Source organism: bacterium (assembly GCA_026129405.1).
Taxonomy (GTDB): domain Bacteria; phylum Desulfobacterota; class Binatia; order DP-6; family DP-6; genus JAHCID01.
On sequence record JAHCID010000001.1, the window covers coordinates 673,943 to 689,867 of the forward strand.

At 72.4% G+C, this 15,925-nt stretch carries 19 protein-coding genes and 1 pseudogene; 15 read left to right on the top strand and 5 right to left on the bottom strand.

Translation table 11 applies throughout. The features are described 5' to 3' along the window. The first annotated feature begins 32 nt into the window (after nt 1–32). From KIT14_03115 to KIT14_03145, 7 genes and pseudogenes are all read left to right on the top strand, one after another. Nucleotides 33–554, top strand: a pseudogene (locus KIT14_03115) (hypothetical protein). A gap of 384 nt (nt 555–938) precedes the next feature. After that, nucleotides 939–1,523: a MaoC family dehydratase N-terminal domain-containing protein gene (locus KIT14_03120; protein MCW5889521.1), complete on the top strand. Its 585-nt coding sequence runs from the start codon at nt 939–941 to the stop codon at nt 1,521–1,523. Then, nucleotides 1,520–1,924 carry a Zn-ribbon domain-containing OB-fold protein gene (locus KIT14_03125; protein MCW5889522.1) on the top strand — a complete coding sequence of 135 codons (405 nt, stop codon included), beginning with the start codon at nt 1,520–1,522 and terminating at the stop codon, nt 1,922–1,924. Before KIT14_03120 ends, KIT14_03125 begins: the two co-directional genes overlap by 4 nt. A gap of 47 nt (nt 1,925–1,971) precedes the next feature. Continuing rightward, on the top strand, nt 1,972–2,343 hold the full coding sequence (locus KIT14_03130; GenBank protein ID MCW5889523.1) for an acyl dehydratase: 372 nt from the start codon (nt 1,972–1,974) through the stop codon (nt 2,341–2,343). Further along, nucleotides 2,340–3,506 carry a lipid-transfer protein gene (locus KIT14_03135; GenBank protein MCW5889524.1) on the top strand — a complete coding sequence of 389 codons (1,167 nt, stop codon included), beginning with the start codon at nt 2,340–2,342 and terminating at the stop codon, nt 3,504–3,506. The genes KIT14_03130 and KIT14_03135 overlap by 4 nt, the downstream gene beginning before the upstream one ends. 178 nt (nt 3,507–3,684) lie before the next feature. Continuing rightward, entirely contained in the window at nt 3,685–4,131 is a 447-nt protein-coding gene (locus KIT14_03140) for a dehydrogenase (GenBank protein MCW5889525.1), read from the top strand. Then, nucleotides 4,128–4,784: a glutathione S-transferase family protein gene (locus tag KIT14_03145; GenBank protein MCW5889526.1), complete on the top strand. Its 657-nt coding sequence runs from the start codon at nt 4,128–4,130 to the stop codon at nt 4,782–4,784. Before KIT14_03140 ends, KIT14_03145 begins: the two co-directional genes overlap by 4 nt. A 5-nt stretch (nt 4,785–4,789) precedes the next feature. Here KIT14_03145 and KIT14_03150 read toward each other — a convergent pair whose 3' ends face one another. The 4 genes from KIT14_03150 to KIT14_03165 form a co-directional block, all read right to left on the bottom strand. Further along, nucleotides 4,790–5,911, bottom strand: a complete 1,122-nt coding sequence (locus KIT14_03150) for a DUF1214 domain-containing protein (protein MCW5889527.1) — start codon at nt 5,909–5,911, stop codon at nt 4,790–4,792. Then, nucleotides 5,911–7,164, bottom strand: coding sequence for a sulfotransferase (locus KIT14_03155; protein MCW5889528.1), 1,254 nt, complete (start codon nt 7,162–7,164; stop codon nt 5,911–5,913). Before KIT14_03155 ends, KIT14_03150 begins: the two co-directional genes overlap by 1 nt. 65 nt (nt 7,165–7,229) lie before the next feature. Continuing rightward, complete coding sequence (locus KIT14_03160) at nt 7,230–8,201, bottom strand: hypothetical protein (GenBank protein ID MCW5889529.1); 972 nt, start codon at nt 8,199–8,201, stop codon at nt 7,230–7,232. Between the two features lie 20 nt (nt 8,202–8,221). Further along, nucleotides 8,222–9,841 carry a phytase gene (locus tag KIT14_03165; protein ID MCW5889530.1) on the bottom strand — a complete coding sequence of 540 codons (1,620 nt, stop codon included), beginning with the start codon at nt 9,839–9,841 and terminating at the stop codon, nt 8,222–8,224. Nucleotides 9,842–10,136: 295 nt separating this feature from the next. Here KIT14_03165 and KIT14_03170 point away from each other — a divergent pair, with 295 nt between their 5' ends. The 8 genes from KIT14_03170 to KIT14_03205 all read left to right on the top strand — a co-directional run bounded on the left by KIT14_03170 (nt 10,137) and on the right by KIT14_03205 (nt 15,441). Beyond that, complete coding sequence (locus KIT14_03170; GenBank protein MCW5889531.1) at nt 10,137–10,409, top strand: DUF2277 domain-containing protein; 273 nt, start codon at nt 10,137–10,139, stop codon at nt 10,407–10,409. 45 nt (nt 10,410–10,454) lie between these two features. Continuing rightward, entirely contained in the window at nt 10,455–10,838 is a 384-nt protein-coding gene (locus KIT14_03175) for a diacylglycerol kinase family protein (GenBank protein MCW5889532.1), read from the top strand. Between the two features lie 94 nt (nt 10,839–10,932). Beyond that, a complete protein-coding gene (locus tag KIT14_03180; GenBank protein MCW5889533.1) occupies nt 10,933–11,340 on the top strand; it encodes a GFA family protein in 408 nt (135 codons plus the stop codon). Nucleotides 11,341–11,400: 60 nt separating this feature from the next. Beyond that, entirely contained in the window at nt 11,401–11,874 is a 474-nt protein-coding gene (locus KIT14_03185; protein ID MCW5889534.1) for a DUF3565 domain-containing protein, read from the top strand. A gap of 79 nt (nt 11,875–11,953) precedes the next feature. Continuing rightward, nucleotides 11,954–12,490 (top strand): GNAT family N-acetyltransferase, encoded by a 537-nt coding sequence (locus KIT14_03190; GenBank protein ID MCW5889535.1) that lies wholly within the window; start codon nt 11,954–11,956, stop codon nt 12,488–12,490. Nucleotides 12,491–12,542: 52 nt separating this feature from the next. Next, on the top strand, nt 12,543–13,004 hold the full coding sequence (locus KIT14_03195) for a 2,4'-dihydroxyacetophenone dioxygenase family protein (GenBank protein MCW5889536.1): 462 nt from the start codon (nt 12,543–12,545) through the stop codon (nt 13,002–13,004). Nucleotides 13,005–13,091: 87 nt separating this feature from the next. After that, nucleotides 13,092–14,387: a hypothetical protein gene (locus tag KIT14_03200; GenBank protein MCW5889537.1), complete on the top strand. Its 1,296-nt coding sequence runs from the start codon at nt 13,092–13,094 to the stop codon at nt 14,385–14,387. After that, entirely contained in the window at nt 14,347–15,441 is a 1,095-nt protein-coding gene (locus KIT14_03205) for a response regulator (GenBank protein MCW5889538.1), read from the top strand. The genes KIT14_03200 and KIT14_03205 overlap by 41 nt, the downstream gene beginning before the upstream one ends. Here the strand turns inward: KIT14_03205 and KIT14_03210 are convergent. Continuing rightward, a complete protein-coding gene (locus tag KIT14_03210; protein ID MCW5889539.1) occupies nt 15,438–15,914 on the bottom strand; it encodes a GNAT family N-acetyltransferase in 477 nt (158 codons plus the stop codon). The genes KIT14_03205 and KIT14_03210 overlap by 4 nt on opposite strands. Nucleotides 15,915–15,925 lie beyond the last annotated feature (11 nt).

Genomic DNA, 15,925 nt, shown 5'->3' on the forward strand with positions numbered 1-15,925 from the left:
TCGGCGCCGCCGGTGTCGCCCTCACGCTGGCGATGTTCCTGCCCTACCTGCGCCTCGTCTGGCGCGGGACGGCGAAGCCGCACGTCTTCTCGTGGGTGATCTGGGCGCTCGGCACCTTCGTCGTGTTCTTCGCCCAGCTCGCGGGTGGCGCCGGCGTCGGGGCGTGGCCGATCGGGGTGTCGGCGGCGATCACGACCGCCGTCGCGCTGCTCGCCTGGGTGCGGCACGCCGACACGGGCGCCACCCGCACCGACTGGGCCTTCTTCCTGGCGGCGGTGTCCGCGCTGCCGTGCTGGCTGGTGACGGCCGATCCGCTCTCGGCCGTCGTCATCCTGACCCTCGTCGACCTCCTCGGGTTCGGTCCGACGGTGCGCCGCGGCTGGGCACGCCCGCACGAGGAGAGCGCGGGGTTCTTCGCGCTGGCCGCGCTGCGCAATCTGCTCGTCGTCCTGGCGCTCGAGCGCGTCGACGCGACGACCGTCCTCTTCCCCGCGGCGGTGGGGCTCGGCTGCGCGCTCCTGGCGACGCTGCTCGCGGTGCGCCGCCGCGCGCTCGCGACGGGAGCGGGCGGATCGCCGATGCCGTTGCGAGACGCCGACTTCGACCGCGCCTTCTGCGAGTGGCAGGAGTTCGGCCCGCGGCGCGGGGTGCCGATCGTCGAGCGCTGGCGCGCCATGTTCCCCCACGCGACGCCCGCCGTCCTCGAGGACGCGGAGCGCCGCTGCCGCGAGATCGAGGCCGCCGCCTGGCAGCTCTCCGAAGCGGTGCAGGCGGGGCGGATGGGGGAGGCGGAAGGCCAGCGCCGGCTCGCCGCGCAGTACCCGCGGCTGACGGCGGCGCGCGTCGGCCGCATCTGGATCCAGGCCATGTACTTCGTGGCCAAATAGACCCCGCTCGGGTCGACGCCGAGCCCGTGGGTGTGGCACATGGCGGCCGGTATGCCGCCCTCCGAAGAAGCGACGTCCGACGACGATCGCCGCGAAGCCGAAGCCGTCGCGGGCATGCGGGCCCTGGTCGGCCAGGTCATCGGCACGCCCTCGGTGGCGCCCGACCCGGTGAACCAGCCGATGATCCGCCACTGGGCCACGGCGATGGAGGACCACGATCCCGTCTACGTCGACCCGGCCTTCGCCGCGACGACGCGCTTCGGCGGCATCGTCGCGCCGCCGATGATGCTCCAGACCTGGACCATGGCCACGCCGAAGATCACCGGCATCGCCGCCCGCGGCGGCGCGCCGGTCGAGTTCGGCAAGAACCCGCTGACGCCGCTCGACGAGGCCGGCTTCATCGCCACGCTGGCGACGAACTCGGAGTTCGAGATCGTCCGCTACCTCCGCCTCGGCGAGACGCTCACCTCGACCATGGTCATCGAGTCGATCTCGGAGCGGAAGAGCACGCGGCTCGGACCGGGCTACTTCGTCACCTGGGTGACGACCTTCCGCGACGCCGCCGGCGAGGTCGTCGGCCGGCAGATGTTCCGCATCCTCAAGTTCAAGCCCGATCTGGAGAAGCTGCTCGGATGAGCTATCGGGTCCCGCCGGCGACGACGCCGGACACGAAGTGGTTCTGGGACGCGCTCGCGGACGGCAAGCTGCTGATCCAGCGTTGCACCGGCTGCGCGCGCCTGCGCCATCCGCCGCGTCCGATGTGCCCGCACTGCAACGCCCTCGCCTGGGACGCGGTCGAGGCCAGCGGGCGCGGCACGGTCTACAGCTTCGTGCTGCCGCGCCACCCGCCGTGGCCGTGGTTCGAGGGCACGTACGTGGTCGCGCTCATCGAGCTCGACGAAGGCACGCGCATCGTCTCGAACCTCACCGACGTCGATCCCGCCGACGTCACCATCGGCATGCCGGTCGAGGCGTACGTCGCGCACTTCGACGGCGTCTCGCTGCCGCAGTTCCGCCCCCTCGGGAGCACCGCGTGAAGACCCTCGACTGGAACGCCGTCCAGGTCGGCGACGCCGTCACCCCCATGACGATCGACGTCACCGCCACCGTGGTCGTCGCCGGCGCGATCGCGACGCGCGACTTCATGCCCGTGCACCACGACCGCGACTACGCGGCGACGCAGGGCTCGCCCAACATCTTCATGAACATCATGACCGACAACGGCTACGCGAGCCGCTTCCTCACCGACTGGGCCGGCCCCGAGACGATGGTGCGGAAGATCGCCATCCGCCTCGGCGTGCCGGCCTATGCGGGCTCCACGCTGGCGTTCACCGGCGAGGTCACGGGGAAGTCGCAGGAGGGTACGGAGGGCATCGTCGAGATCGCGTTCCGCGCCGCCACCGCCGAGGGCGACCACATGGCCGGCACGGCCGTGATCGGGCTGCCGCTGCGATGACGCGCACGCTGCGGGGCCGCGCCGCCATCGCCGGCATCGGCGCGACGGAGTTCTCGAAGGCGTCGGGGCGCAGCGAGCTGCAGCTCGCCTGCGAGGCGATCAAAGCGGCGCTGGACGACGCCGGGCTCGTGCCGCGCGAGGTCGACGGCCTCGTCACCTTCACCATGGATACGAGCGAGGAGTGCGAGGTCGCGCGCAGCCTCGGCATCCCGAAGCTGTCGCTGTTCTCGCGCATCCCGTACGGCGGCGGCGGCGCGTGCGCCGTCGTGATGCAGGCGGCGATGGCGGTGGCCACCGGCGCCGCCGACGTCGTCGTGTGCTGGCGGGCGATGAACGAGCGCTCCGGCATGCGCTTCGGCGGTCCCGGCATGGAGAGCGCGAAGCTGCCGTCGTTCCTCGACATGTACGGCCCCTACGGCCTGCTCTCGCCGGCCAGCTGGGTGGCGATCGCCGCGCGCCGCTACATGCACGAGTACGGCGTCACCAACGCCGACTTCGGTCGCATCGCGGTCGTCGACCGCAAGCACGCCGCCAACAATCCCGCCGCCTGGTTCCACCAGCGCCCGATCACGCTCGAGGATCACCAGGCGTCGCGCTGGATCGTCGAGCCCGTGCTGCGCCTCCTCGACTGCTGCCAGGAGAGCGACGGCGGCGTCGCCCTCGTCGTCACCACCCCCGAGCGTGCGCGCGATCTCCGCCGGCGTCCCGCGACCATCCTCGCCGCCGCACAGGGCGCGTCGGACGACGGCGAGATGATGACGAGCTACTATCGCCCCGAGATCACCGGCCTCCCCGAGATGGGCGTCGTCGCCGCGAAGCTCTGGGCCGACTCCGGCCTGCGCCCGGCGGATATCCAGACGGCCTTCCTCTACGACCACTTCACCCCGTTCGTGCTCGTGCAGCTCGAGGAGCTCGGCTTCTGCAAGCGCGGCGAGGCGAAGGACTTCGCGACCGTCGAGAACCTCTCGATCGGCGGCACGCTGCCCATCAACACCAGCGGCGGCCTCCTCGGCGAGGCCTACATCCACGGCATGAACGGCATCGCCGAGGCGGTGCGGCAGATCCGTGGGACGTCGGTGAACCAGGTGCCGGACGTGGAGCACGTGCTGGTGACGGCCGGGACCGGCTGCCCGACCAGCGGGCTCATTCTGGGGACGCCGTAGGGTGATCCGATCCGTCGCCGCTCCGCATGGACGCCGGCGGCGCACGGCTGCCGCGCCAGTCCGGCGACACGTTCGACGCCGCGGCGACGAAGCCGCTCGGGCCCGGCCCTACGGCTCGATGCCTCGCCCGTGTCGAATGCCGGCCCGCTGGATCGTCGTCCCGTCGAAGGAGGACACCATGCGATTCGTCATCACCGCCGGGCGCGGCGAGGGCCCGAGCGATTCCGAGCGGCCGCTCGACGAGGCCATGCTCGTCGCCTACATGCGCTTCAACGAGGAGATGCACCGGGCCGGCATCCTGGTCGCGTCCGAGGGGCTCAACCCGGCGGCGTCGGGGGCGCGGGTCGTGGCCTCGGGCGGGACGCGCCGCGTCCTCGACGGGCCGTTCGCCGAGTCGAAGGAGCTGGTCGGCGGGTTCTACGTCGTCGACGTCGACTCGCTCGACGAGGCGATCGCGTGGGCGCTGCGCTGCCCGGTGGGGATGGGCACGGACGACGTGCTCGACGTGCGGCCGCTCACGGGCGCGTCGGACATCCCGCCCGAGGTGATGCGCATCATCCGGGAGGCGGCGCCGACGTGGAGCGCGTCGATGGAAGCGGAGCGCGGCCGGGGGGCAGGCGGATGACGCTCGCGCTCTATGCCCACCCCTTCTCGTCGTACTGCCAGAAGGTGCTGATCGCCCTCTACGAGAACGCCCTGCCCTTCGAGCTGCGGCTGCTCTCCGGCGCCGAGGACGAGATCCTCGCCGACTTCGCGGCCCGCTGGCCCCTCCAGCGCATGCCCATTCTCGTCGACGGCGACCGCACGGTCGTCGAGTCGTCGATCATCGTCGAGCACCTGGGCCTGCATCACCCCGGGCCGGTGCGCCTCGTGCCCGACGACGCGAAGGCCGCGCTGCTCGTGCGCACGATGGACCGCGTCTTCGACGACTACGTGATGACGCCGATGCAGCGCATCGTGTTCGACTTCATCCGTCCCGAGGACGCGCGCGATCCGCGCGGCGTCGCCGAGGCGCGCGCCCTGCTCGACACGGCCTACGCCTGGCTCGACGGCCACATGGCGGAGCGCGAGTGGGCGGCGGGCGGGTTCAGCCTGGCCGAGTGCGCGGCGGCGCCGGCGCTGCTCTACGCCGACTGGGTGCATCCCATCCCGGCGTCGCACGTGCACGCGCAGGCGTACCGGCGGCGGCTGCTGGCGCGGCCGTCGTTCGCGCGTGCGGTCGACGAGGCGCGGCCCTATCGCGGGTTCTTCCCGCCGGGCGCGCCGGACCGCGACTGACGTCGCTACCGCCGGGCGAGGTCGGCGAACGGCACGACCTCTGCCTGCGGCGTCTCGACCGGCCCCTCGGCCAGCATGAAGCGCCAGAAGACGATGCCGTAGGTGCGCCCCTCGGTGTCGAGCCAGTTCGGGTGGCCGGGGTCGCGGTGCGCCAGCACGATGCGGAAGCTGCCGTCGGGCTCGAGCGCCGTCTGGGCACGGTTCCGCGACGCGGGGCGGTTCGCGTAGTCGAGCGTCTGGAGGAAGCGGTTCCACAAGGAGACGTTCGCGCAGCGGCACGTCGGCCAGCGGCCGGTCATCACCAGGGCGTCGTCGGGACCGATGACGAAGGGCGCCATCGAATAGGTGACGTCGAAGGCGGCGAGGCCGAAGTTGCCGGGCGGCACCGGCGGCGGGAACTGGTTGGGGACGAGCGACACGAACGGCGGCGGCGTCGAGTTGGCCATCGGCGGCTGGCCCAGGGTGCGGGCGCGCACGAACGTCGCCACGCGGCGGATGGCGCGCGCGATCGCGGCGTCGTCGGGCGGCGGCGGCGTGGGGCCGGGCTCGAGGCGGACGATCTCCATAGCCGCGTTGCGCGCGGGGTCGGCCGCCGCCGGTGTCGGGTTCTCGTAGTAGTGGCGCGTCGTGATGCGCGTCGCGCCTGGCTCGAGGCCGAGCCAGCCCCGCGCCTGGGGCGGGCCGCCCAGGCGGACCTCGAAGCGACCCTCGGCGTCGACGTCGAAGCCCGACTCGTTGATCACGCCGGCGGTGCGGCTCGCCATGCCGCCGTCCTCGGCGTCGCACTCGACGGTGATCGACACGTAGACCGCGCCGTCCATGCGGCCGCGCACGACGTAGACGTGCTCGGGGCTGACGGCGGCGTCGTGGTAGATCGCGTCGGCGTTGTCGCCGGTGAACTTCCGCGTCGGCGAGACGATGCGCTGGAAGCGCGGGCGCGCCGGGTCGGACTCGAAGAAGGTGGCGATGCCGCCTTCGAGCAGGTGCAGGATCGCGCGGTGGGCGCCGGTGACGTCCGCCTCGCCCATGAGGTTCCACTCGGCGCTGGCCCAGCGGCGGTCGACCTCGGCGAGCGTGTCCAGCAGCGCGCGGAAGGCGACGCGGGTCTCGGTCTGGATGTCGCTCATCAGGAGCCCTCGAGCGCGACGCCGAAGTGCTCGACGTACGGTGCCAGGTCGGCGCGCAGCCCCGCCGCCGTCATGCCCCAGTCCTCGGGCGCGTACTGGTGCGTGCCGAACTTCCCCTTCGGCTTGTGGCGCAGGTAGGCGCGGACGCGCTCCGCGTGCTCGGGAGTGAGCGCGCGCCCCATGCCGGCGTAGGCGCGGGTCAGGGCGTCGACGGGGTCGCGCAGCAGGTGGCCGAAGTGGACGTCGACGAAGCGCTCCCGCCACGGGCTCGCCCGGCGCAGCTCGACGCTGTGATTGAGGCCGTAGAAGAACGCGGAGGCGATGGCCTGCACCAGTAGCGCGAGGTCGACGTGGTCGGTGCGCATCCACTGCACGAGCGCGGTGATGCTGGCCGTCGACGGCATCGTCTTCGCGGGATCGCGATGCGTCTGCACGATCCACGCGTCGGGATAGGTGGCGAACAGCGCCTCCAGCGTCATCAGGTGCCCGGGCGTCTTGAGGAGCCAGGTGCGCGCCGGCGCGCCGTGCTGGAGGACCTGGAGCAGGCGGCGGTGGAAGGCGTAGTTGACCTCGACGTCGGGCATCCACGTGCCGACCGGCTGCGCGACCATCAGCCAGTGCGGGCCCGCGAACGAGGGCATGGTCAGCGTCACGCACTCGACGGGCAGGTCCGAGCGCAGCTCGTGCATCGCGGCGAACTCGGGCTGCACGTCGGTCCACAGCTCCTGCTCGCACTCGCTCCACGCCGGCCGCTCGGCCGCGTCGCGCGGCAGCGGGTGGAGGCCCTCCCAGGCGAGCGGCGCGCGCAGCGCCGGGTCGAGCGCGAGCAGCTCGAAGAGGATCGTGGTGCCCGAGCGGGCGGGGCCGGTGACGATCGTCGGCGCGACGATGCGCTCGCCGGCGATGGCGGGCTGCGCGACGAGCTCGCGACCGAGCAGCAGGCGCGTGCGTGCGGCGCGCACCAGCTCCTGGCGCGTCATCAGGCGACCGACGACGTGCATCGGCGCGGCGTCGAGCGCGCCGGCGAGCTGGGCGAAGCGCTCGCGCCACAGCGGGTCGCCGAAGTCGCCGGCGGGGCCGGGGCCGATCGACGCCTCGGCGTCGGCGAGCAGCGCGCCGGGATCGAACGGCACGATGCGTCGCGCGTCGCCGCCGACGGAGTCGGCCATGGCGTTCAGCCGTCGCACCCAGTCCGGGCGCCGGTAGCGCTCCGCCATCGCGCGGAGGCGCCCGCCATCGTGCTCCGCCAGCATGGGCCGTCGCTACGCCAGTGGTCGGCGCAGCGTCAACCGCGGACGTCACGCGTCATCGCCGGGCGTCAGTCGTTGGCTGCGCCCTGCGCGATCCAGGTCGCGATCAGCGCCTGCTGGTGCGGCGGCAGCGGCGAGCGGTGCAGCGGCATCGGCGAGCCGACGAAGCACGGACCGCTGCCGGCGAGCTTGTGCATCAGGTAGCTGGTTTCCGGGCTGCCCGGAGCGACGCGCTGGGTGCCGGGGCACTCGCCGCTGCCGACGCCGACGAGATGGACCCACGACGACCCCGGGGAGAGGTCCAGGCCGACGGGCGCGAAGGCGCCGGTGTGACAGACGGTGCAGTCGGCGTCGAAGATCGGCTGCACGTCGGCGGCGAAGCGCACCGTCCCCGCTATCGTCGTGCTGGTCGTCGAGGTCCCGGGAAGGGTCGACGACGTCGTGCTCGTCGTGCTCGTGGTCGGCGGCGGCGAGAGCGCCGCGACGACCCCGGCGGCGACGGCGTTCATGGCTGCGCGGGTCGCCGGCGCGTCGGCGCTGGTGGCGCAGCTCCCCGGAGCGCCGGACTTGGCGAAGGCGCGTGCGAGCTTCGCGTCCGCGCGATCGAGACAGGCCGCGTCGGGCGGGCTTCCGGCCTGCACGCGAACGGCGCGGCAGCGCAGCGTCGCGCCGAGGTGGGCGCCGGCGGCCGTGCGCCGGCTGGAGGCGCACCGTCGGCCGGCGGCCGTGCCGCCGTCGCCGAGCTCCGTGTCGGCGAACGCGACCAGGCCGCCCAGGATGCCGGCGATCGCGGCCGTGTCACGGATCGTCGGACAGCCGCCGCGCGCCTCAGCCTTGGCGAACGTCTGCGCCTGCTTCGCCGTCGCCCGCGCGAGACAGGTCGCGTCCACGGACGTGCCGTTGCCCACGGCTCGTGCGCTGCATCTGGCGAAGGCGGCCGCCGTGCGGGCGGCCGCCTTCAGCTTCGCGGCCGTGCACTGCTGGTCCGGCGAGGCGGCGGCCACCTCGCCGGCCAGCACCAGCAGGAGGGCGAGACCCACTGGACCGTGCACGGCGGGCCTCAGCCGAGCTTCGGATCGACGTAGAGCGCGAGCAGCTGCCCGCCCTCGACCAGCTCCGCGTCGGCGCTCACCTTGTGGACCTGGACGTCGAACAGGAACCAGCCCTTGCCGAGGAGATCCTCGGCGTCGATGAGGCCCGACGATTCCTCGTCCTGGGTGAGGAAGTCGGGGTTGCTCGGGATGCTGGCGTCGAAGAACCTCGGGTCGTGCTCCGCCACCTGGGTCAGCTTCGCCTTGGCGATGTCGTACATCCAGAGCTTCGCGAGACGCCCGTTGTTGCCCGGGTCCTCGTCCATCAGGATGCGGCCGCGGCGATCGATGGTGACGTTGTCGAGCATGCGATGGCCCTCGTCGCCCTTCAGCATGATCGTGAGCGTGCCGCCCTTCTCGGGTTTCTCGACGTTGTCGAAGCGGACCCGCCACAGCCGGCAGTTGGTCGTGAGGCTGGCGGTGGTGACGAAGTAGAAGTCGTGTTTCTTGCGCGGGTCCCAGGCGCCGTCCTCGACGCGCTGGAAGCGGCAGACCTTCTTGTCGATCGACTCCTGCTCGAGCTGGGCGGCGTTGGCGAAGCCGGAGACGTCGCCGCCCGGCCCGACCTCGACCAGCGTGAAGCGAGCCGAGCCGACGAAGCTCGTCGTGCCGAGGCCGTGGTCGTTGTGCTCGCCGAGGACGGTCGAGCCGTCGGTGCGCGTCACCCGGAGGCCGTAGAGCTTGCCGTTGGTGAGGCCGGCGGCCTCGACCGGGTGCCCGCCCTTCTGCTTCTCGCCGATGTAGACGTAGACCTCGCTCGGGTAGTCGGTCGCGTTCGGCGTCGAGGTCGGGAAGCCGTTGGCGCTCGAGTCGTCCAGGCACATGACGATCGTCTTGCGTTGGGCGCTGGGGCTCGCGACCGCGTTCTCCCACGCGAGGCGGCCGAAGCGCGGCAGCTCCCAGCTCTCGCCGGCGTGGGCGCCGGTGACGACGTGGGCCCAGGCGCGACCGTCGGTGGTCTCCTCGCCGTTCAGGAAGATGCGCTCGCGGGTGCCGTGGCTCTGGCTGCCGAACGCCTTCGCGCTCGCCAGGTCGGCGGAGCAGAACCGCTCCCACCGCGTGGTGCCCTGGAACCACCTCTTCTGCGTGCGGTCCCAGCGGTAGACGTGGTTCGGCGAGGGCGTGAGATCCGCGCCGGACGTGACCGCGAGCGTCTTCTTGTCGATCGTCCAGCGCGACACGAAGGCGCCGTTCGAGCCGTGCGCCCGGACCGCGCCCGGCGCGCCGCTGCTGATCTCGTGGTTCATGAGCAGGGTGATCTCGCCGCGCTTGCTCTGAAACGCGCCGAGGCCGTCGGGGATGCCGACCATGCGGTATCCGCCGACGCCGTCGCCGACTGTCAGGAGCGAGACGATCCGCACGCCGGCGACGCTCGGGATCATGTACGGCTCGGTGGTCGTGCTCGGGCCGACGTTGCCCGCGGCGTATGCCCTACGGGGTTGGAGCAGGGACGGGCCGAGCAGGAGCAGCGGCGCCGTCGCCATCGCACCCTTCAGGACGGTGCGGCGCGCGATGCCGGTTTGGGAAGTGGGTTCGTCGTCGGTCGTCTCCGTGGCAGAGTGGGCGTTGCCGGGAGTGTCGTCGTTCATCTGTGCGTCCTCCTCGCACTCGCAGAGCGCGTGTCGCTGGCACGCAGAGATGACACACGGCGTTTACGTCCATGCGGTCGACGTCGTAAACGTCTCGTGACGATCGCCCGAGCGCTGCTCCGCCACGCGCGTCGGTCTGGCGAGCCCGGTCGCGAAGGCGCCGCCGATCGAGCCGCACGTCCGCCGCGATGCCCGGATCGGCGTTGCGGACGATCGTGGGTGTTTCGTCGATCCGCGCCGTCGCCGAACGACGTCTGATCGGAGAGACGATCCCGCAAACCGATAGGAGTCGCCCATGTGTCGCAACATCCGGACCCTGTACAACTTCCAGCCGCCTGCCACCGACGGGGAGATCCACGCGTCGGCGCTCCAGTTCGTGCGCAAGCTGAGCGGCTTCACGCACCCGTCGAAGGCGAACGAGGCGGCGTTCGAGCACGCCGTCCACGAGGTGACACGGGCCGCGCACCGGCTGCTCGACTCGCTGGTCACGACGTCGCCGCCGCGCGACCGCGAGGTCGAAGCCGCCAAGGCCCGCGCCCGCGCCACCGAGCGTTTTCGCACCCCGTGACCGCCGGCGCGCCCGTGGACTAGTCTCCCGCGCGTGGGAGACGCCATGGGCCAGCCGAACGCGTTCACGTTCACGGGGCGCCTGCGCAGCCTGAAGTGCGCCCTCACCGGCATCCAGGTGATGATCCGCTCGCAACGCAACGCCTGGATCCACGCGGTGGCGACCGTGGTCGTGACCGCGCTCGGTCTCTGGCTCGGGCTGGGCGCCGGCGAGTGGTGCTGGATCGTCCTGGCGATCGTGTCGGTGTGGACGGCGGAGGCGCTCAACACGGCCTTCGAGTTCCTCACCGACGTCGCCTCGCCCACCTTCCACCCGATCGCGGCGCACGCGAAGGACGTCGCCGCCGGCGCCGTGCTCCTGGCGGCGGCCGGCGCGCTCGTCATCGCGGTCCTGGTGCTCGGGCCGCACGTGCTGCACGCACTCGGGTGACGGCGCCGGCGGCGTGACGGCGAGCGGGGCACGGCACCGGCGCGGTTGGCGTGCGTCGGCGGTCCGGCTACGACTCGGGGCCAGGAGGTTCCCCATGGGCATGCAAGGCGGATGCTACTGCGGCGCGCTGCGCTACGAGGCGAGCGGCGCGGCGCTCTTCAAGGGCCAGTGTCACTGTCGCGAGTGCCAGTACATCTCGGGCGGCCATCCCAACGTCGTCATGGGCTTCACGGACGACGGCTTCGCCTACACGAAGGGGGCACCGAAGCAGTTCACGCGCCGCGACATCCCGAACGCCGTGACGCGCGACTTCTGCGGCGACTGCGGCACGCACATCATGACGCGCTCGCCGGGCTTCCCGGGCGTCACCATCCTGAAGGTCGGGACGCTCGACGATCCCGGCGTCTTCGGGGCACCCGAGATGGTGATCTTCACCGTCGACAAGCAGAGCTTCCACCACGTCCCCGACGGCATCCCGGCGTTCGAGCGGACGCCCGGCTGAGCCACGGCGGTCGACCCCTCGGGCGCGCGCTCGCCCGGGGGGACCCCAAGGGGAGCCGAAATGCAGCGGCCGATCACCGGCTTCACGACCGACGCGGAGGGCGACTGGGTCGCGCTCCTCGCCTGCGGGCATCCGCAGCACGTCCGGCATCGGCCGCCGTTCACCCTCCGTCCCTGGGTCGTCACCGAGGAGGGCCGTCGCAGCCGGCTCGGCGTCCCGCTCGACTGCGCGCGCTGCGACGCCTTCGAGATCCCCGCCGGCTTCGCGCCCTACAGGGAGACGCCGGTCTTCACCGAGGCGACGGTACCCGACGCCCTGCGCAGGGATCACACGACGCGGCCGGGCGTGTGGGCGCGGATCGTCGTGCACGAGGGGCGGCTGCGTTACGTGGTGGACGCGCTGGGCGTCGCGCGCGAGCTGTCGCCGGCGCAGCCGGGCGTCGTGCTGCCCGAGGTCGCGCATCACGTCGAGCCGCTCGGACCGGTGCGCTTCCAGGTCGAGTTCTGGCGTGCCTCCCGCAGAGAGCCCCGATGAGGGCCCTCGCGCTGGCCTCGGGCTTCTGTGTCGCGGCGCCGCCGCATCCCGTGGCCTGGAGACGGTGGAGGCTGCCGGCATGAGCGTCCGCCTCCGGTTCGCGACCCGCGCCGACGTCCCCGCGCTCGAGGCGCTGATCGCGCGTTCGGCACGGGCGCTGGGCGCTGCCGACTACACCCCGGCGCAGGTCGAGGGCGCGCTGCGCGGCGCGTTCGGCGTCGACACCCAGCTCCTCGACGACGGCACCTACTTCGTGGCTGCCGAGGGCGAGCGGCTCGTCGCCTGTGGGGGCTGGAGCCGCCGCCGGACGCTGTTCGGCGGCGACGCCGCTGTCGACCGCGATGCCGGGCTGCTCGATCCAGCCGTCGACGCCGCCCGCGTCCGCGCGTTCTTCGTCGACCCGGACCATGCGCGCCGGGGTCTCGGACGCGCCATCCTCGCGCACTGCGAGGCCGCGGCCCGCACGGAGGGATTCACGCGCCTGGCGCTGATGGCGACGCTGCCCGGCGTGCGCCTCTACGCGGCGCACGGATGGATCGCCGGGACGCCGATCGAGCATCCCGTCGGCGACGGCGTCACGATCACCTTCGTGCCCATGACGAAGACGATCCCGTGAGCGAGCGGTCGGGGCGTGACGCCGCTTGCCGGCCGATGCTACGGTCGCGGCCATGCTGGAAGCCATCCCCACGGCCGTCCATCGCGACGACGCGAGCCTGCCCTACCTGACGATCGACCAGGGCATCGAAATCAAGGTCCTGCAGATCAAGGTGAAGGAGGGCCTGTGGGTCATCCGGAACCGCTTCGCGCCGGGCGCAACGGTGCAGACGCACAAGCACACCGGCGGCGTGTTCGCCTTCACGACCCGCGGCGCCTGGCGCTACCGCGAGTCGGACTTCGTCAACACCGCGGGCTCCTATCTCTACGAGCCCGCCGGCTCGGTGCACACGCTCGTGGTTCCCGAGCAGAACACGGAGCCCACCGAGGTGTGGTTCGCGATCACCGGCGCCAACCTGAACCTCACCGCCGACGGCAGCGTCGAGATGGTGATCGACGCGGGGCTCGTCCTCGACTTCTACCTCGCGGGCTGCGAGGCAGCGGGGCTCGGGCGGCCGAACGTGATCGTCGACTGAGCCCCGAGCCGATACGAGCGCGACGTCCCGCCCGGTTCGACTTCTGCCGGATCGCTACCTAGTATCTGGGCTTCGAGGCGCACCTCCATGCGGTCCGACGGCAGCGCTCCCCACCACGACGGCGACGCTCGCATCCTCGCCGAGGAGGTGGCGCTCGCCTACGGTCAGGGCGTCGCGTCGCAGGTCGTCGGGCTGTTCAACGTCGCGCTCGTGGCCGTCGTCCTCTGGTCGGTCGCGCCGCACGCGGTGCTCCTCGGGTGGGTGGCGCTGATGGTGGGCGTGTCGGTCGGGCGAGCCCTCCTCGCCTGGGCGTATCGCCGCACCGGCCCGGGGGTCGCCGCCGCCGGCGCGTGGCGCCGCCGGTTCGTCGCCGGCGCCTTCGCGAGCGGCGTCGGCTGGGGCGTCGCCGGCGTCCTCCTCTTTCCGGTGGTGCCGCTCGTCCATCAGGTCTTCCTCACCTACGTCCTCGGCGGCATGGCGGTGGGCGCGGCGGCGGTGATGGCGCCCGTGGTGACGGCCTACTGGGTGTTCCTGCCGCCCATCACGCTGCCGGTCATCGTCCAGCTCCTCCTGCGCGGCGACGCCATGGGGATGTCGATGGCGCTCATGTTCACCGCCTGCACGGCGATGTTCATGAACTCGGCACGGCAGATGCACCAGTCGATCGCCGAGTCGATCCGCCTGCGCTTCGAGAACCTCGACCTGGTCGACGATCTCTCCGCCGCCAAGGAACAGGCCGAGGTGCTGCTCACCGAGATCCACCATCGCGTGAAGAACAACCTGCAGGTGATATCGAGCCTCCTGAGCCTCCAGTCCCGGGCCCTCCCGAGTCCGGAGGCGCGATCGCTGTTCACCGACAGCCAGAACCGCGTCCGCTCGATGGCGCTGGTGCACGAGAAGCTCTACCAGTCGCAGGATCTCGCCCGCGTCGACTTCGGCGCGTATGCGCGCGAGCTGGTGAGCCATCTCGCCAAGGTCTACCAGCGCGACGCCGGGGCCGTGCGCGTGCGCGTCGATGCCGGCGCCGTCGCCCTGCCGATCGAGCAGGCCGTGCCGTGCGGCCTCATCGTCAGCGAGCTGCTCTCGAACGCCCTCAAGTACGCCTTTCCCGACGGGCGTGCGGGGTGCGTCGAGGTGACGCTGGCGCAGGAGCCCGACGGCCGTCACCGGCTCGCGGTGCGCGACGACGGGGTCGGGCTTCCCACCGGCTTCGACGTACGCACCGGCCGCACGCTCGGGTTGCGCATCGTCGCCACGCTCACCGACCAGCTGGGCGGCGCGCTCACCGCGACCACGGACGGTGGCACGGCCTTCGTGCTCACCCTGCCCCTGGAGGACCCTGATGCCCGAGAGCCGAAGTTCCGGACGGCTGCTCGTCGTTGAGGACGAAGGCATCACCGCGATCGACACCGGAGACCTGCTGCGCGGTCTCGGCTACGAGATCGCGGGCGTCGCCTACTCCGGGGAGGACGCGATCCGCCGCGCCGACGAGCTGCGTCCCGACCTCGTCCTGATGGACATCCGTCTCCGCGGCGCGATGGACGGCGTGGCCGCGGCCCGCGCCATCCACACGCGCTTCGGCATCCCGGTGGTCTTCGCGACCGCCTACGCCGACGACGCCACGCTCGCCCGCGCCCGGCTCGCCGAGCCGTTCGGCTACGTCCTGAAGCCGTTCCACGAGCGCGAGCTGCGCTCCACCGTGGAGGTGGCGCTCTTCAAGCACCGCATGGAGCGCCAGCGCGCCGACGTCCTCGCGATGCTGAGCCACGACATCCGCAATCCCCTCGGCGTCATCCTCGCCTACAGCGAGATGCTGGCCGAGGAGCTCGCCCGCGGTCCGGGCCCGCAGGCCGAGGATCTCGTGCGCCGCGTGACGGCGACCGCGCGCGCAATCCACGGGCTGCTGACGAACTATCTCGACGCCTCGCGCATCGAGACCGGACGCCTCTGCCTCGCCCGCGACGCCGTCGCGGTGAACGAGGTCGTGGCGCGGGTCTGCCAGCAATACGACACGGAGGCCCGGCGTCGCGGGGTGTCGCTGGTGATGCAGCTCGCGCCGTCGCTTCCGCCGGCGGCTGCCGACGGCGTTGCCTGCGAGCGGATCGTCACGAATCTGCTCCACAACGCCCTCAAGTTCACGCCGCGCGCCGGTGCGGTGACCCTCCGCTCGACGCTGCGCGCGGGGATGCTCACGATCGAGGTGGCCGACACCGGCCCCGGCATCCCGGCGTCACGGCTGCCGCACCTCTTCGATCGCTACCAGCAGACCGCCGCCGCCCGCGACGGCGGCGGCACCGGTCTCGGCCTCTTCATCGTGAAGACGCTGGCCGAGGCGCAGGGCGGTCGCGTCGGGGTCGACAGCGCTCCGGGACGGGGAACCTGCTTCACGTTGTCCCTGCCCCTCGCATCGGGCGCCGCCGCCGCCGCGGGGGATTAGGTCAGCCGCAGTACCCAGCGCACGCGGTCGTGACGCTGGAAACCGCGCCGCGCGTACAGATTCGCGGCGCGCGCATGGTCGGCCGTCACCTCGAGGTCGAGCGCACGGGCGCCGCGCCGCTGCGCCTCGGCGACGACCGCGTCGAGCAGGCGCGCGCCGATGCCGCCGCCGCGGTGCGCGGGCTCGATGTACAGCTCGTCGAGCCACATGGCGGTGCCGCCGTGCTCGACGGTCCAGGTCTGCGACATGACCGCGAGGCCGATCGGCGCGCCGTCGCGCAGGGCCAGCAGGATGGCGCCGCGCTCCTCGCGGGCGAGCATGCCGTCGATGGCCTTCTCGAGCTGCGGGCGCGGAGCCGGGATGTCGTGCTCCGCGAGCTGCGCGGCGAGGAGCCGCACGGCGGCCTCGCGGTCGCCCGCCGTCGCGCGACGGATCTCGAGCGCCTCGCCCATGGGCTCGCCGGTGCCGGGCACGGCATCCGGCG

What these genes read in the sequence shown, in the direction of transcription:
- KIT14_03180 (MCW5889533.1), top strand. Translation starts at nt 10,933, where the DNA reads ATGGGCATGCAAGGCGGATGCTACTGCGGCGCGCTGCGCTACGAGGCG.
- KIT14_03190 (MCW5889535.1), top strand. Translation starts at nt 11,954, where the DNA reads ATGAGCGTCCGCCTCCGGTTCGCGACCCGCGCCGACGTCCCCGCGCTC.
- KIT14_03135 (MCW5889524.1), top strand. Translation starts at nt 2,340, where the DNA reads ATGACGCGCACGCTGCGGGGCCGCGCCGCCATCGCCGGCATCGGCGCG.
- KIT14_03200 (MCW5889537.1), top strand. Translation starts at nt 13,092, where the DNA reads ATGCGGTCCGACGGCAGCGCTCCCCACCACGACGGCGACGCTCGCATC.
- KIT14_03185 (MCW5889534.1), top strand. Translation starts at nt 11,401, where the DNA reads ATGCAGCGGCCGATCACCGGCTTCACGACCGACGCGGAGGGCGACTGG.
- KIT14_03175 (MCW5889532.1), top strand. Translation starts at nt 10,455, where the DNA reads ATGGGCCAGCCGAACGCGTTCACGTTCACGGGGCGCCTGCGCAGCCTG.
- KIT14_03140 (MCW5889525.1), top strand. Translation starts at nt 3,685, where the DNA reads ATGCGATTCGTCATCACCGCCGGGCGCGGCGAGGGCCCGAGCGATTCC.
- KIT14_03195 (MCW5889536.1), top strand. Translation starts at nt 12,543, where the DNA reads ATGCTGGAAGCCATCCCCACGGCCGTCCATCGCGACGACGCGAGCCTG.
- KIT14_03150 (MCW5889527.1), bottom strand. Translation starts at nt 5,911, where the DNA reads ATGAGCGACATCCAGACCGAGACCCGCGTCGCCTTCCGCGCGCTGCTG.
- KIT14_03130 (MCW5889523.1), top strand. Translation starts at nt 1,972, where the DNA reads ATGACGATCGACGTCACCGCCACCGTGGTCGTCGCCGGCGCGATCGCG.
- KIT14_03165 (MCW5889530.1), bottom strand. Translation starts at nt 9,841, where the DNA reads ATGAACGACGACACTCCCGGCAACGCCCACTCTGCCACGGAGACGACC.
- KIT14_03125 (MCW5889522.1), top strand. Translation starts at nt 1,520, where the DNA reads ATGAGCTATCGGGTCCCGCCGGCGACGACGCCGGACACGAAGTGGTTC.
- KIT14_03170 (MCW5889531.1), top strand. Translation starts at nt 10,137, where the DNA reads ATGTGTCGCAACATCCGGACCCTGTACAACTTCCAGCCGCCTGCCACC.
- KIT14_03155 (MCW5889528.1), bottom strand. Translation starts at nt 7,164, where the DNA reads ATGCTGGCGGAGCACGATGGCGGGCGCCTCCGCGCGATGGCGGAGCGC.
- KIT14_03120 (MCW5889521.1), top strand. Translation starts at nt 939, where the DNA reads ATGCCGCCCTCCGAAGAAGCGACGTCCGACGACGATCGCCGCGAAGCC.
- KIT14_03145 (MCW5889526.1), top strand. Translation starts at nt 4,128, where the DNA reads ATGACGCTCGCGCTCTATGCCCACCCCTTCTCGTCGTACTGCCAGAAG.
- KIT14_03205 (MCW5889538.1), top strand. Translation starts at nt 14,347, where the DNA reads ATGCCCGAGAGCCGAAGTTCCGGACGGCTGCTCGTCGTTGAGGACGAA.